The 15,550-nt window shown below is 55.6% G+C and carries 10 protein-coding genes; 4 read left to right on the top strand and 6 right to left on the bottom strand.

Features of this window, described 5'->3' with window-relative positions; translation table 11 throughout:
* Positions 1–12: 12 nt before the first annotated feature.
* Positions 13–3,834, top strand: coding sequence for a hypothetical protein (locus QA600_RS21615; protein WP_278294005.1), 3,822 nt, complete (start codon positions 13–15; stop codon positions 3,832–3,834).
* Between the two features lie 286 nt (positions 3,835–4,120).
* Here QA600_RS21615 and QA600_RS21610 read toward each other — a convergent pair whose 3' ends face one another.
* The 3 genes from QA600_RS21610 to QA600_RS21600 all read right to left on the bottom strand — a co-directional run bounded on the left by QA600_RS21610 (position 4,121) and on the right by QA600_RS21600 (position 6,070).
* Complete coding sequence (locus tag QA600_RS21610; RefSeq protein WP_278294004.1) at positions 4,121–4,573, bottom strand: hypothetical protein; 453 nt, start codon at positions 4,571–4,573, stop codon at positions 4,121–4,123.
* A gap of 268 nt (positions 4,574–4,841) precedes the next feature.
* A complete protein-coding gene (locus QA600_RS21605; protein WP_278294003.1) occupies positions 4,842–5,261 on the bottom strand; it encodes a hypothetical protein in 420 nt (139 codons plus the stop codon).
* Positions 5,258–6,070 (bottom strand): ParA family protein, encoded by an 813-nt coding sequence (locus QA600_RS21600; protein WP_278294002.1) that lies wholly within the window; start codon positions 6,068–6,070, stop codon positions 5,258–5,260. Before QA600_RS21600 ends, QA600_RS21605 begins: the two co-directional genes overlap by 4 nt.
* Positions 6,071–7,253: 1,183 nt before the next feature.
* Here QA600_RS21600 and QA600_RS21595 point away from each other — a divergent pair.
* The gene (locus tag QA600_RS21595) at positions 7,254–7,850 is read left to right on the top strand and encodes a cadmium resistance transporter (protein WP_278294001.1); all 597 of its coding nucleotides are present in this window, start codon (positions 7,254–7,256) and stop codon (positions 7,848–7,850) included.
* A gap of 291 nt (positions 7,851–8,141) precedes the next feature.
* On the opposite strand, the gene QA600_RS21590 is transcribed toward QA600_RS21595, so the two are convergent.
* Positions 8,142–9,347: a hypothetical protein gene (locus QA600_RS21590; protein ID WP_278294000.1), complete on the bottom strand. Its 1,206-nt coding sequence runs from the start codon at positions 9,345–9,347 to the stop codon at positions 8,142–8,144.
* 456 nt (positions 9,348–9,803) lie between these two features.
* The gene (locus tag QA600_RS21585) at positions 9,804–9,992 is read right to left on the bottom strand and encodes a hypothetical protein (RefSeq protein ID WP_278293999.1); all 189 of its coding nucleotides are present in this window, start codon (positions 9,990–9,992) and stop codon (positions 9,804–9,806) included.
* 211 nt (positions 9,993–10,203) lie between these two features.
* Here QA600_RS21585 and QA600_RS21580 point away from each other — a divergent pair, with 211 nt between their 5' ends.
* Positions 10,204–10,803 (top strand): hypothetical protein, encoded by a 600-nt coding sequence (locus QA600_RS21580; protein ID WP_278293998.1) that lies wholly within the window; start codon positions 10,204–10,206, stop codon positions 10,801–10,803.
* Positions 10,804–11,026: 223 nt separating this feature from the next.
* On the top strand, positions 11,027–11,998 hold the full coding sequence (locus tag QA600_RS21575; protein WP_278293997.1) for a hypothetical protein: 972 nt from the start codon (positions 11,027–11,029) through the stop codon (positions 11,996–11,998).
* A gap of 228 nt (positions 11,999–12,226) precedes the next feature.
* Here QA600_RS21575 and QA600_RS21570 read toward each other — a convergent pair whose 3' ends face one another.
* Positions 12,227–15,433, bottom strand: coding sequence for an N-6 DNA methylase (locus tag QA600_RS21570; protein WP_345782048.1), 3,207 nt, complete (start codon positions 15,431–15,433; stop codon positions 12,227–12,229).
* Positions 15,434–15,550 lie beyond the last annotated feature (117 nt).

Raw genomic sequence — 15,550 nt, 5'->3', positions numbered from 1 at the left:
GGTTCGATTCGTATGGGACTCTTCAGCCGAAACTCACCGAAGGCACTCGAGATAGATGCACAGACGGCCGAACAGATTCGTGAGACAGTCGCCGACGAGGAGCAACCCGTCTTAGGGATCCGCCCCTACCGCGGAGAGGATGCTATTGAGCGCGGTGAGCGACTACTCAACTCGCTTCACGACGTCGATCACGGCGGGCTCTTCGACCGAAAGAACGCCTCACCCCCACAGACCTTCGAGCTCCATTACACGGACGACGAGGAGATCCTTCAGTTCCGGTTCGTTCCCGGCGATCAAGACAGTCGTCGGCGGCTCCTACGACAGCTCAAAACGTACTATCCAGATTCGGACGTCGTCGAATCGGCTCCGGCGTTCGCCGAACTCGAGGACGGTGATCACGTCGCCGGCGCTCACCTCGAGCTCCGGGATAGCAACTACTACCGACCGATCAAGCACTATCAGATTGACCCGGATCACTTCGAGCAGGATCCCTACGACTCGATTACGTCGGAAATGGTGGGGGCTCCCGAGACGGCCGACGCCGACGTGATCGTTCAGTTCGTTCTCCGGCCGGCGTTCTCGACAGAGAGCCGCGACTCGAAGAATTGGTTCTCCGGGATCCCCGATACTCTCGAGGAACTCCAGAACCCAGTAACGAGGTTCGACGCGAGTGGGTTCGCCGAGGAAATCGGAAATATCGTTGCACAGAACGAGGAGCGCGGCGGCTTCGCAAAAGAAATAGACACGAACGGTCACAACAAGGCCGCTCAAGTCGTCGCTGATCAGTACGGGAAGAAAGGATTCCATCTTAACATCCGAATCTTCGCAATCTCCAGCGATCCCGACGAGGCCGTGTCTCGCGTTCGTGAGACCGCTGGGATGTATCGCAAGTTCTACAACTCGAAGTATGAGCAGGGCTTCGAGCCAGCGTTCTACTCCCGGCGGAAGCTTCCGAAGCTCCTCGAGCGCGCCGCTGCTCGGGAGTGGGTCGATCGGGACATGGTTTTCTCGACCGACTCGACAGCGGGCGTCTGTCACGTCCCGACCGACCTCAACACACAAGAGGCCGACTACTCCATGACCGTCGCCGGGAAGGGCGTTCCCCCGAGGACGCCGCGGTTCCCGTTCGACGAGGTCGGGCTCGACCGAGCAACCTCACCACAGAGCGAGAAGCAACGAGCCATGCTCACTGAGACCGACCGCGAGTCGCCTATCTGGTACGGCTTCGGTACTCGGAACGGCGTCGAAGCCGGCGTTCGCCCTGAGACGCTCAACGTGCACCAATTCGTGAGCGGGTCGACCGGTATGGGTAAGACGACGCTGTTGATCAACTACTTCCGTCAGATCATGCAGCGTGGTCACGGCGGGCTCTTTTTCGACCCGAAAGGCGACGACGCCGACGAGATAATCTCGCTGCTCCCGGAAGGCCGTGAGGACGACCTGATCTTTCTGGATATCGGCGCCGACGCCGAGTATGAAGTTGGCTTCAACTTTCTCGAGGTCCCGCTCCGGAACCCCGACCCCGACTCTCAGTCTTTCGAGAGCGCCGTTGAAGCGCTCGCCGACGACCTCGAGTCACTGCTTGCTCAGTCGGCCGGTCCCGATGCCGCATGGGGCGCTCGCATGTCCGGTGTGACCCGCAACGTCGTCCGTGGTCTCGCCGAGTGGCAGGTTCGGACTGACCGAAGCGTGACGCTACTCGACGCCTACTACGCGCTCCTCGAGGAGAACGGCCGACAGCGCTACGCCGACATGCTCAGTGAGGCACGGATTGAGTGGATCGAGGACTACGCTCAGGACGTCGTCGCCGACATGGATCAGGACGAGCTCGAGCCACTGATTCGGCGCTTAAAAGAGTGGGTAGAGAGCGGAACGACCCGATCCATCGTCTCACACCCAACGTCAACCATTTCCATTGAGGACGCCGTTCGCGACGGGAAGATCATAGTCGTTCGGAACCGTTCGAGCTCCGGATCAGCAAAGCGTATGATCGCGACGGCGCTGATCCGACGCATTTGGGTCGCGATCCGAGAGCAAACGTACTCCGAGAGCGAGCCCGACCCGCCGGAGTTCTACTGCGTGATCGACGAGTTCGACAAAATCGTCTCGAAGGAAAGCGAGATACACAACATCCTTCGGGAGGCCCGCTCGTTCGGGCTCTCGCTGACGCTCGCGGCTCAGAACCTTGAGACCGGAAGCGACGACGACATAGGGATTCCCGAAGGGATTCGCCGGGCGATCCAAGGCAACTGTAAGACGTTCCTCACCTTCGACGTCGGCGATCCACAAGACGCGACTGCCGTTGCGCCTCAGCATAGCGAGGATATAGAGGCGAAGGATATCCTCGAGCTCTCGAAGTACCGGATCTTCATGCGGACCCACGACGACCGGGATGAAAAGACCGACTCGTTCAAAGTTCAGACACTCGAGCCTGCGCTCGACGTCCTCGAGACGCGCGACGAACGTGAGACCGAGCAGCTGATCGCCGAGTCTCAGAAACGCTACGGTCGACGTCGTCGCACGACCGCAGAGATCAAGAGCGAGATTCTACTCCGGGACAGTGCCGACGATGTCGGGTCGGTCCGCGACGAGGAGCTCCAGAAGGATGTCGCGAAGGCCGTGTACGACGCTGCACTCCGATCCGAGGGGAACGACCGGGATGTCCCGCTCGAGGAGTGTGAGGACGCTATTCGCGCCGCTGTCGCCGACCGTCTCGAAGCCGACCGGATCGACACTCGCGAACGGCTCTGGCGAAACGTTCTCAAGCCGATTCCCGACTCGAAACTCTCCGAGAACGAACGAGACGGGGAGCTGTGGCTATCCGTCGGCGACGACGTAGTCTCGAGCATCCAGGACGTCGGCGACGACGAGAGTGCCGGCGGCGCCCTGCATTCGCTCGTGCTCCGAGATGCATACCCCGCGTTGAACGAACTCGGTCTCGACGTCGCGATCGCCGAACAAGGAGAGGGTGAGAAGAGCCTTCCCGACGGCACCGCTGATCCGACACCGCTGCTCGAGATCGGTGCCGACGCCGATCCCGCGGCGATCGCCGAGGCCTTCGAGACCTTCCGGGGGGATCACCCGACAGTCGACGAACTAACAAACGGTCGTGAGGCGATCCTCGAAGCCGAGAAGTCGACCGGGAGCACTAAGCAGGGTCAGACGGTCCGGAACCTCTCGAGTGCCGCGAACGACGACAAAGCTTGTCTGTTCCTCTGTCGGGAGGACGTCGCCGATAATGTCTGGCGGACACTCGCAGACGAGCCTCGAGGCGCTCGCGAACGCCACTCGGTCGACGGTGAAACCCGGTTCTACAACCTCAGACCCCTGGGTATCGACGGCGAAAGGGTGTATCGCAACGGCGCTCGCGAAGATGTGTGGGTTCGAGACGATGAGACCGGCGAGTACGTCCTCCGGGACGGCGCCGGCGACGTACACGCTCGGTTCCCTGACGCCGCGAGTATCTTCGAGGACGTCGAACGTTACCCAGCGGTCGGCGACGAGGCTACCGAGGACATGCGAACGATCAAGACACCGATCATTCCCGAGTATGAGTTTGGCGACGGTGCCGTTCCCGAGCCCGGCGACGGCTGGTATGTCGTCGTCGTTCCGTCGACTGAGGACGACGAGACGTTATCCGCCGACGACCTGGAGGTCTATATTGACGGGATGACCGTCCCGCTCTCTTCGCTGGGAGCCGACGGTGAGACGTCCCTCGAGGACGACCACAGCGACGGCCGCGATCGCGACGACGAGCTCCAGGACGACAGCGCCGGCGAGAAAGAGACGGCGGATCGGGACGGCGGCGACAGCGGGCTACTCTCGAGATTCTGAGTCTCTGAAAGGTGTTTACAGATACGGTTCGCATACCCCTCTTCGATTACCCGACGAGCGGTACGTACAGGCGGAGGCGGTATCACTGCGGTAGCGCCACAAGCGCAGCACCCGTGAGCGACCATCGGGAGCGAGCGGCCTTTTTAGCGTAGATTTTTGCGCCGAGCGGTTCCGAACGCAGTGAGGAATCCCGAGGCGGAAAAAGGTACGTGTGCATCTCTACGTAGCGGCTGGTTCAGCAAAATGGGGGTGAAAATAATTCACGGAAGTAGTTCTATGACACCCTCTACCCCTCCAAGCGTTCGTGGTGATCTTCGACAAGGTCAGCCATACGATTGAACTCGCTCTTTATCGCTTCGAGGTCGTTCTCCAGCTCGTCGATCCGGTCGTTCAGTCCCTCGATCGTTTGCGGCCGATCCTCCCGACCCCGCTCCTCGTCGATCGCCTCGAGCAGCTGCTCACCGCTCTCGGTCAGCGACCAAACGATCACGTCCCGGCCGCCGTGGCTAACCTCTTCTCGATCTACCTCACGGATTAGGTTCTCATCGGCCAGCCACCGGAAGTGATACCGGACACTTCCCTCGGGTATTTCGGCTCCAGTCGTTTGCCGGACCGTCGATGTATCACCTTCGCCGCCGACCGCTCGGAGCGCCTTGAGGATCCCGCGGCGAGTGCTCCCGAGTCGATCACGGACGTCCTCGATCGAGTCTGATCCCTCGCTTTGCTGAGATTCGTTCATAACGACCATACACGACCATAGAACAATAAATAATATGGTCGGTTATCTACCCAAGCGAATACATAGAGTGGGTTGAACTAACCACCGGGAGGATAGGCCAGTCGAAACAGGAATCAAAGAGGTATCAGTCTCTCGAGGACGTCAGGTGACGGAGCAAGAGCATAGCGTAATAGGGTAATCTACCGGGTATTTCCCCGAGGAGTTATCCGGGTGTGCGAAGAGTTCGATAGCACTCTCCTGTTACTCCCGCGGGGATGCCAGCACTACCTCAGTACTCGAGTTCCTCAAGCATCTCGCGGACCTCTTGGGGAGTGGCATCTTCGAGGCAATCCAAGCCGTATTCAATCACGAGCGGGTAGTAGTGGCGGTTCTTCTCGAGGCTCTCACCGAACTCTCGCTCATACTCTGCGGAGATCATCTTGTAGCGAAAGTTCATCTCGTCTCGCTGTTCCTCTGGAAGGTAGAGGTAGGTGCCAACCTGCTCATCTTTGAGTGACGTTGATTCCTGCGAGCTGTCTGTCTCTCCTGTCTTGGATGTCTTTTCCGTTTTAGACGTCTTGGACGGTTTGGATTCTTCAGACTCCTGGGACTCTCGATCTTCTGAGTCCGAGTCAGGTTCGACCTGCGATTGGGCCTTCTCCTTGGATTGATTGCGTCGTTCACGAAGCCGACTAGCACGATCACTCATGCTTCGACCACCTCGGAGTCCGACGGCGATGCAAATCCAAACTGCGAATCGAGACTCTCCGCAATGTTCAGGAAGGCCTCACAAACGTCGGCTTCATCATTGTATTCGAAGATTGAGGTCCCGCTCTCGAGGGCGTACTGGATGTCCGCCCGTTCACGAATCTCCCAGACCGGGACATCGTCGTAGGCTTGGTTGATCCAATCGACCATCTGTTGGGCCTGGTTCTTCCGGACGTCGATCCGGTTGATGACGACACCGACCTCGTTGATTTCGATCTCGTAATCTGTCTCGAGCAGATCAACATGATCATAAAGCAGTTCGAACGCACGCTTACTGGTCGACTCCGCCAGCGCTGGCACAAGGATGTTCTGGGCCGCATATAACGCGTTGTCGGTGAGGTTCCCTAGGTTGGGCGGACAGTCGATGATGACGTAGTCATAGTCATCTGCAACGTACTCGAGCACAGCGTCGAGTTGCTCCCCGCTACGACGCGAGAGTGTGAGTTCTGGTTCGACTGCGGTCATATCGATATTGCTCGGGATAACATCCATCTCCTCATGTTCACGAACGATCTCCGTCACATGAGAGCGCATCTCTGCGTCAGTCAGACAGTCGAATAGCGTGGGGGGCTCTTCATCGTAGACCTCTGGCATCCCCAGGTTTTCCGTCGCATTCCCCTGTGGATCGATATCGACTAGGAGAACATCCCGACCGCGCTGATTGAGAGCGCCTGCAACGTTGATAGCCGCCGTTGTTTTTCCGACACCACCTTTCTGCTGGGCAACACTGATTTTGGCTGTCTCTTCCATACAAAACGTATTGTATGGAACAGTCATAAAAGATGTGGAAACTATCAAAATAGGCAACCGGTAGGAGAAGGGGTATAGCGAAAATAGTGGTGTGAAAACTGGAGTCTGCCGGCAGGACGAAAAGAGAATTCACTCTCTTGTCGTCGTCTACTAATAGTTCTCCAGCCAAACCTACTTCACGGCGACGTATCGTCCCCAGCGATAGAATTGAGTGCTCACGAAGCCGCGGATATCCGTTCAGAGCTTCTCGATCGTGGAGAGCCGATTCCAGCACCGGATACGTTGATCACTGGTGTTGCTCGGAGCTTGGATGCCGAGTTGGTTGCAACTGATAAGCACTTCTCGGAGATATCCCAGCCAATACTGTGAACCTGCGCGAGTAATCTACCGCTATCAATTCCTAAGGAGGAACGGAAGCAACGGTACCTCCGCTACAAAATCTGCTGAAAGATTTTCTTTTTGATCACCCCTCCGAAGAAGTCCCGCTCAAAGATTGACCAAGATGAACAGCTAATAGAGAAGCTGAGGACGCGGTTGCTGAGAAACAAGACAGCAAAGGGGGGTTGCTGGTAACCAGCAACCCCCCACCCTACCCTCACTGGGTTAGGGTGGTGGTGGTGGTGTAACCATCCGAACCCTAACTCAGTGAGGGTAGGTTGCTGGGTTACAGATGTTCAGTTCGTCCTGTTCTGCTTTGTCCGGTCACGAACCTCCTGTTCTTTGCTCTATCTCGTCCTCTCTATCTTCACTCTCTCGTCCTCGGAATGCTGAGTCAAGAAAAAACTTGTAGTGTCGACGCTCTCCATCACTACTCAAGCCCAGACAACCCCTCTTTCTCAGACACGTCCTAGCCGTTACGTAGATATGCTTATTGAATGGTTGGTGTTTTATCAATATTGAGTAATATTCGGAATTCCTTGCTGAATACAGAGCGCACATCGTCCATCCATATAAGAGGCTTCGGTACATTCAGGTATTCACGTTGTAATAGCTGGTAAATACGGGTGTGTAGTTCAGTCTGGCAGAACAGTCGGATTGAGCTTGGATTGCCGGGGGCGTGAGTCCGCGTCTGGGGCGTGTGAGAGGCGTTACGCCAATACGGTACGAGTCAGAAAATGAGTGCCGGTCACGGCATCCTCCAACGATCAGGGCTTTCGTAGAGAAACAATTATAGAAATCGGATATGACATATCTAGGATCTGTGGAAGCTGTTCTGCTTGTGGGCGTGTGGTTGTTCGTCCTAACCCATATTGACACGCTAATCGTCATCGGCGCCTTTTGTGCGGACAACGATTACCACCTTTGGGAAGTGCTTGTTGGGCATTACGTCGGCTTTTGTGGCGGATTGGGCGCGGCGGTCATCGGGACGATTCTTGCTGCCGAGCTACTCCAGGAGTGGACGTTCATGCTTGGTTTCGTTCCCCTCAGCTTGGGGCTATGGGGACTACTCCGCCAGCCCCCAGAAACGACGGTCGAAGAGGTACCCTTCGTGCCAAACTCTCTCGGACGTATCGGTGTCGTGACTGCCGCAGGACTGGGTCTCAGCGGCGAAAACATCGCTCTCTTCATCCCATTTTTCGCTACCCTCTCGCCAGCCGAACTGATACTTATCATCACTGTTTACCTGATCGGTGCTGGGGTCGTGTTTCTCGCCGCGCTCGCAACCGTATCTCGCCTCACTACCGACGGCATTCCTGACTGGCTGGATCGGTGGCTCGTCCCCTCCGTGTTGGTACTCGTCGGCGGGCTCGTCGTAGTGTCCGGATGGGTTATCGCCTGAACTCCACGTCTTTACCGAACCGATCGGCTTCTGTTCTCGGTTTCTACCGACTATAGGGTCACAACTACAATCTGAAAACCAAGTCGTCGTGCTGCACTAATGCTCTGTATGCAGCAGGCAAAGTTTGACAGCTATCAGAGAGTTTGATCACCGTTTCGGCAACTGCTTGCCCTGTACGTAACACAGCTATTGAAAAGTGTAGCTGATACTGATCGAAAAGAGTAAATCCTCGAACACACCGCTCATAGAATTCTCTATCGGTCCAAATCTCGACCCCGTTGGACTGGGTGACTATTCGTTCACTAATCCGCCGTCAGTAGCTACTTGTCTCCCATCGCTTGCTCGAGTCGTTTTCGCGTACTCCTCGAGTGTTAGTCCGATTTCGTCGACCACGGCATCGATCTCGTCGAGAGCAATACTCTCCGTGCTCGCATCCGTTCGAGCATCGGCGATCTGACCGGCGATCGACTCGCGAGCATATTCAACGTCCATTGACTCCCAGAGAGCAACGAGGTCTCGATCTGCATTAACGATCGACTCGACGGCTTCGGAGAACCATTCGGTTTCCTCGATTGGCATCTCGGGTTTATCCTCGCTTTCGATGTCGCCGCTGTCCTGTTGGACGTCCTCATAATCTGCTGTTTCGAGCGAAGATCCGGCTCCCGATTTCTTCTCGAGGTCGTTCTCACTACTGATGTCCTCTGGTGCGCGGAATGCGTCAGCGTTCTCGTCGTACTCGAACCCGAGGCGATCAATCAGTTGCTCGACGAACTCGTTAACCTGTTCGCGGTTCTCTTCGGAGATCTCGATTCCAGCTGCATTGAGTGCACGGCAGGCGTCGGAGCGGTCAAATGCTGGTGCAGTGTTGAAAGAGCGATCGCCTCCGAGAGCGTCGATCACGTCGCCGACGATCTTCTGTCTCCAGACTTTCGGCGGGAGGTACTCTGTGGTGCCGTCCTCATCGTCGTAGCGCTTGACGTCGTCGCCAAGGTGACTGATTACACGCTCACGGTACTCTTCGATAGTCTGTTTGGCCGGGTTATCACTGTGTCCGGCGTGTTTACAGATCGCCTCTTCGAGCGTCTCGCCATCGAATACGTCTGGGAGTTCGGTTACAATCGCGACCGTTGTCCGCTCAACACTTGAGAGACCATCACCGTCAGAATCAGCCAGGGTCGAGAGTAGGCCTTCAGCGTCGTCGACAATCCGGTCAAGCTTTCGGTTGAGACGGGACTGACGATCGTCCTCGAGATACTTCTGAAGTGCCCGACCGAGTTCGACACCGTATGTGTCGTCGCTCTGTTCTACCTTCGCTCGGAACCCATTTGCGACGTCAGCATCGACAACTTTCTGCACTCTCACTCGTTCCTTATTCGCCAGCGAGTCGCTGGTCACCGGATCGCTGTCCTCAATATCTTTCGGCCGCCGGCCGGCAGCTCGGACAAGCCGATCGACAATCGATTCTGGAGAATCGTCGAGGTCAGCGTACTCGATCATTGCTCGCTCGAGCTCCGGCCGTTCGTAGGCCCCGACGCTCGTTCGGTTCCGAGTGAGATGGTCCTGAAAATCGTCCCATGGCTTCTTCGGGACGCTCCAGTCGATCCGATCCGTAGTTTTGCTTGAAGTGGGTTTATTCGTGTTCGGTTCGTCGGTTGACGTCGTTCGCGCGTTCGTCATTTCTGTGGTTTGGGTGGGTTAACGCGCCCAAATCCACACTGCAGACAGCGACCGCCGACGAAAAGTCTTTTACTCGGCCCGTTCAAGGACCAAGTAGACGACATCACGTCGTCGGCCAAGTTCATTCGAACTCCGTTGTCCGCGTTGTGGTTCGTGGACGCACACTTCGGGGGCTGCCACCCCCGGACGTTACTACTCGCATAGTCACGACGCCGTGATTCGGTATCGTGACCTGACTGCTTCATCGATTATCTTGAGACCCGGTAAGTGTTTCCCTCACACTCTTTCTTCACAGACGACCTCTTGAAGCTCCTCGAGGACGTCGGGTCGCTCTTCTCGCAATACCTCGATATCTTTCGGTAGCTCCTCTCTGATCCGCTTTCGAACCCGATAGACCGCCTGATCTTGCTGGTGTTGTTCCGGCTTACTCTCGCCGGTAATGTGCTCTCGGTCTGTATCTGTCATGATTGCCCGGTACCGTCCCATCGACCCCGTCTCTATTGCCATTCTACATCAACCTATGCGTCCCCGCATACTAAAACTATGCACCAAGGCATAGCTTTGCACTAGTGCATACTATTAATAGGCACCAGTGCATAGAATAGAGTAAGCACTGATCGGGAGTAGTTCCCGACGGGCGCTGGAGACGCCCGCCGAAGTGCTGTAGGAAACAGCAATGAGCAAAAACGCTACCCGAAGCCAAGAAAGCACCGACACCGAACTTGATGAACGCGACTGCCGCGCCTTGGAACAGTACCTCACTGTGCTCGAGGACCAGGGTGATGTCCGTGGAAACCCGGGCGAATACAAGGTCGTCAGCGAGAGTGGGAATAGCTACGCCGTCAACACGCTGCTCGGGGAGTGCGAATGCTGGGATGACCGGAGACAAGATCGTCCTCGCTGCAAGCACCGTCGTCGAGTCGAGTTCGCGACGGGCTACCGCACAATTCCGAACACTGATTGTGTTGATGTCGATCCAAGTCTTGGTGAGCACGTCTCGAGCGTTAACGACGCTGCCAATGAGGCTTCGAGCGAGCAGGCGATCGCGACTGACGGCGGACTCACTGTTCGCGAGGCTGCGGACGATGCTGAGATTCTCGAAGACAGCGAGAGCGATCCATGGGAAGGTCCATTCCCAGAGTTCGATAAGTACGGCGAGCCGACCGGCAAACGGTACTATCGCTGTCGCTGCTGTGGCCGTGAGGCACTCGAGTCGATCAGTCGGGACGTCGTCGGCCACCGCGAGAGCTGTCGCTTCGGGGGAGCGGACAGATGAGACGGCCACTGCATACCAACGCCGAACGCGAACAGTTCGAACTCGAGTGGCTGGAGATCCAGCGCGCCCGTGCAACGTGTCTCCCTGAGGACGTTCGCGAGCAATAGGGAGAAACTCGAGCCGGCGCTTTCATTCGTACAGAGCCAGATAAGAGAGACTGAATTGCTCGAGAAGCAGCATTTAGGACAGAGTTTTTCGCTGTTGGTTCCCCTATCCCTGAGTAATGACGTTTCAGTCGACCTGGAGTAATCTGCTCAAGGAGTGTGAGGCGTTAGGGGATGAGGCGACACTGGTGATGCCATTATCGGATGAGCCGTTTCAGATCACAGATGTTCAGGAGCACCGAATCGTCATCGAACTCCCTGACTCGGACGAGAAGCGGCCGCTCCAGCGTGACCAGTTCGAGACGCTTGCACACCGAATCAGCGATGCAGCTGACTCATTTGACCTTGAGCGATTACCCCCTGACGCCGATCCCTACCCTGCGGTCTTGAGTCTTCATCCCCGATTCGAGATCGATGAGCGCGAGGGACTGATTCGTGAGAGTGAGCAACCGGGCCCATCTCAGCTCGTTCGGGCTCCGGAAACCGAGACAGAGACTGAACGAACAGAACCTGACCTTGCCGTCTACGCTGACGCACTGCTCCTTACCGACGCCCTCGAACGCCACGACGTCTCCGATCTCATTGGCCAGGAGACATCCACACTGGTGAATCTCTATACGCTGTTATCCGACGTCCAGCGCAATGCTGACGACCTTCGCCAAGATGTTGCTGACGTTTTGCTTGAGCGAGTCCACCACGATCAGCCGATTCATGCCCAGTTCGGCTCTGTCCAGCGGACCAGTCGGACGTACAAATCATTGCGCGAGGAAGAAGAGGTGCTGGCAACCCTCGAAGATGCCGGGATCCCACGTGAGCGTGTCACCAGCGTTGATTCCAGTAAGGTTGACGAAGCGGTCGAGGTAACCGAACTCAGTCGAAATGATGTCTACGAGATCGAGGATCGGGAATACGTTCGGAAAGCGGACGTTGATGAAGAGCAGAAAGAGACGCGCCTCCAAGGTCTCAAAGATCAGTTAGCGGCCAGTGATGAGCCTGAAGCCGCCGAATTACGTGAGGAGATTGACGATCTCGAGGCCCGAATCGAGGAACTCACTGAGTTCAGCCCCGCCCAAGAGTTCCACGCTGAGTGACTGAGAGTGGTTGATAGATCGTTGCCATCTCACTGACCCTGTAATCGGGTACTTGCCTGCTTACAGGGTAAAAACAGAAGTATAAGTATCTGAGACGGTCCTATTCGATATCCTCACGTTCGAGGCGCCTCCCCTCGTGAAAGTAAAACTCCGAAAACTCGAAGCAGAACGATTATCATTCATATTTATATTTATACTGTAGTATCCAATACAAATACAGTACAAACTCTACCAAACCTCTAAGAACTCATCAACTACTTCTTCTGAATCTAAGTCCAATCCATATGCCTTCCTCAGAATCGTCTCATCCAACTCATCACACAACTCATCAAACCGATCCCCCAACTCACCTATCCGCTCCTCATCACCACGATACTCGTCCATCAACTCCAGCACGTCATCCAGTGATGGAACCTCCATATTCAACACTTCAGACCGAGTGAAACGCCGTTCCTGAGCAGTCAACAATTCATACACAAAGTCACGTATCCTCTCATCATCGAACTCAAGATAGTGCCCACGCTTCATCACCACCTGATACACCTCTTCGGTCCCCTCGGCATCCATCTTTTCACCTTGCCGAATCGGTCCTTGACGATAGTCGTCATCTGACAGATCGATGGACTGGGCGAGGTCAAGAATCGCAGCCGAGCGGCTGTAGTCAGAGAGGTAGTTGCGCACGTCTGATGTCTTGTACTCCAAGTCGGTGATCTGCTCCCTCGTAGCCTTGGTCTGTCTCGCCTTTTCGAGGATCTCTTCATCCGGCGAATTCTCCGGGAGAGCAATTGAGTGCGGCTCCAAGTACCGCTTGTTGTAACTGTAATACTTCCCGCCGAAGATGGAAGCGATGTGTTTGTGCCAAAACTCCACGACACTTGAATTCAGAATCGCAGCATAGTAGAGGTGATCCTCGGACGACGGGGCATACTCCTCCCTCAAATCAACCCCGTACCCGCCGGCGTTCCCACCGCCGAGGAAGTAGTACTTACCCTCAGTATCGACAGAGAAGCGGTTATAGTCGCTCATAATATTTGTCATAATCTTGTCTGGCTCCATCTTAGACAAGTTCTGACTTCGCCCGAACGCCCACCACTGTTCCTTGTTCTCCCATTTACCGCCTTCGCGGCCCTTCAACTCGCCCTCGTGATTCTCGAAGAACTTCCACGTGTTTGGGAACTCCTCCCTCAACTTCTGCTTAGTCAATAGTTCAGTGCCGTCATCCTCGACTTCATAGGGGAAGAGCAACCACAACCCTTCCCAGTCTGCACCCCAGTGATCAATTTCACTTCCTTTCAGCAACCGTCGCAGTAGCTCCTCTTCAATAGGCTCGGGTTCGTTGCCACCCTCTCGGAGGAACTGAACAACACCATCTTCGCTTGCTTCACCGACGACTTCGCCGACGAACACCTTGTTCCATCCCGTGATCAAACCCTGGAAGACCGAGTTTGTTATTTCGCCGAGTCGCTTATCTCCGCCTTCTACTATAGCGTCGAACACTTGCCGCTCCGTATTCGGCATTGGTTTCCAGCTCGGCAGGTGTTCGTCGGAGTTGTCTTCTCTCATCCGTTCCTTCGGGTAGGTGAACAGATCGTACTCGTTCACGCCGGTTGGTGTCTCCCACTCTTTGAGTCGAAAAATCTCCTCCAATACGCCTTCGCGCTCCTCAGCGAAACGGGCGAACTTCACGTCCTCTTCAGGATCTTCTTCTCGGTCAATAGAGAAGATGCACGGGTACGGTGTGGCCGCGTCGAACACCTCTACGTCCTTGAAGTCGATCAGATGAGTGATTGGTTCCTCCGCAATTAGGTCTCGGATATCTTCTGCGTACTCATGCGTTAGGACTCGGTTGGGGCAGATGTACGCAAGGTTGCCGTCGTCGGAAACCCAATCCATTCCTCGCTCGATGAAAGGCACATAGATATCGAACGACTTACTGTCAACGGATGAATATCTCTCTGCGTACTCCTCTTTTGGCCCGGTGATGTTCTGTGTCTTCACATACGGTGGATTTGCTACCACCACGTCGAACTCCACTTCATCCTTAATTCGATCAACCTCGTTCCTGTCCTCAATAAACGCCTGTGCTCGGCCATTGTAGTCAGCGAACTGCTGGATCTGAGCCTGCTGCCCGTCGTTATCCGTATTCCCTTCCTGCTTCTCGCGCACTGTCGGCGATAACGTGTCGGCGACGTGAACCTCGAACCCGTCCATCGTGTAGTGTGGGTCTTTCTCCGTCACCTTGTCGTACAAGTCGATGGTGCGGAACAATAGGTTGATTTGTGTGATGTGGACAGCGAACGGATTAATGTCAATGCCGTAGATGTTATCCTGTGCTCGATCCAAGATAGTTCGCGCCTCCTCGGCGTCAAGTCGGTGAACGCTTGTTTTCCCGAACTTCTGTTGGAAGTGCTGTATCAGCCGATCGCACGCCTCTGTGAGGAAACCCCCACTTCCGCACGCCGGATCGAGAATATTCTGCTGGCCTATGCCCTCGCTCGGCCTGTACCCGGTGTTGTCCAGCATAAACCGGATAACCTCAATTGGGGTATAGTACTCGCCGAGTTCCTTCCGTTCCTGCTTCGGCAGATAGTCCTCGTAGACGTGGCCGAGAATATCTCGGTTGACGTATTCGAAATCGAACCGATTCAACCGTTTCAACACGACGCTGAGGGTATAGTCCAGATCTTCTTCTAACTGCTTTTGACGACGCTTCTCATCTGAACCGAATCGCCCTCGCTTATCGCGACTCACCCACCACCAATCGAAGATGCCCAGCTCGTAGAGATCGCTGTAGTGGTCGTCGATACGGTCGTAGGTGTCCATCAACGCTTCGAGATAGGGATTATCGTCATCGCGTTCAACGGATTCAGCCATTCCACGGCCTGACAATCTCGTGTTGGCGACGATCTCCTTGTCCTCCGCGATACGCGCGAACAAAGCACGGTTGAGGACGATGTATGCCGTCTCACGACAGAATGTTTTCTTCGCATCGTCGCTCTTCCCAGTATACTCCCTCCAGTCCTGCCAGTCAGGGTACGTCGATTCGAGGAAATCTCGTGGATAGGACCCCTCTGGGCGTTCTTGATAGTCATCGAAGAAGTTCATCATCACGTCAGCCAACTCGTCGAGAGAATCCTTCACCGCGTCTACGAACAGCTCATAACCCTCGTCATCTGTTCCTGGTTGATACTGGACCGAAACTTCCCGAACGTGCTCACGGAAGTACTCTGCATCACCGACGTTGACGAACCTGTCACGGCGAAGAACGTCCAACTTATCCAATGACTCTTGCAGATCCGCACTTAATTCGTCAGCAGTCGCCACGTCCTCAACCTCGAAGTCATCAACAGCGCGAACGGCTCTGTCATCCGGGTTGTACTCGTACAGACGGAACTCGTGCCCATTCGTCAGAACCCCATATTCCGCGCTACCCACACCAGCCATATACGTCTCTAGTTGATCTACGTCTTCCAATTGGAGATCGTGCGACGGCCGTTTCGTCTCGCATACGATAACAGGGAACGGTGGGTCGCTATCGTCGTAGCATAGTAC

Origin of the sequence: Natronococcus sp. A-GB1 (assembly GCF_029688845.1) — an archaeon.
Taxonomy (GTDB): Archaea; Halobacteriota; Halobacteria; order Halobacteriales; family Natrialbaceae; genus Natronococcus.
The sequence above is the reverse complement of the archived record's forward strand: the minus strand, read 5'-3'. Positions and strand labels throughout refer to the sequence as shown.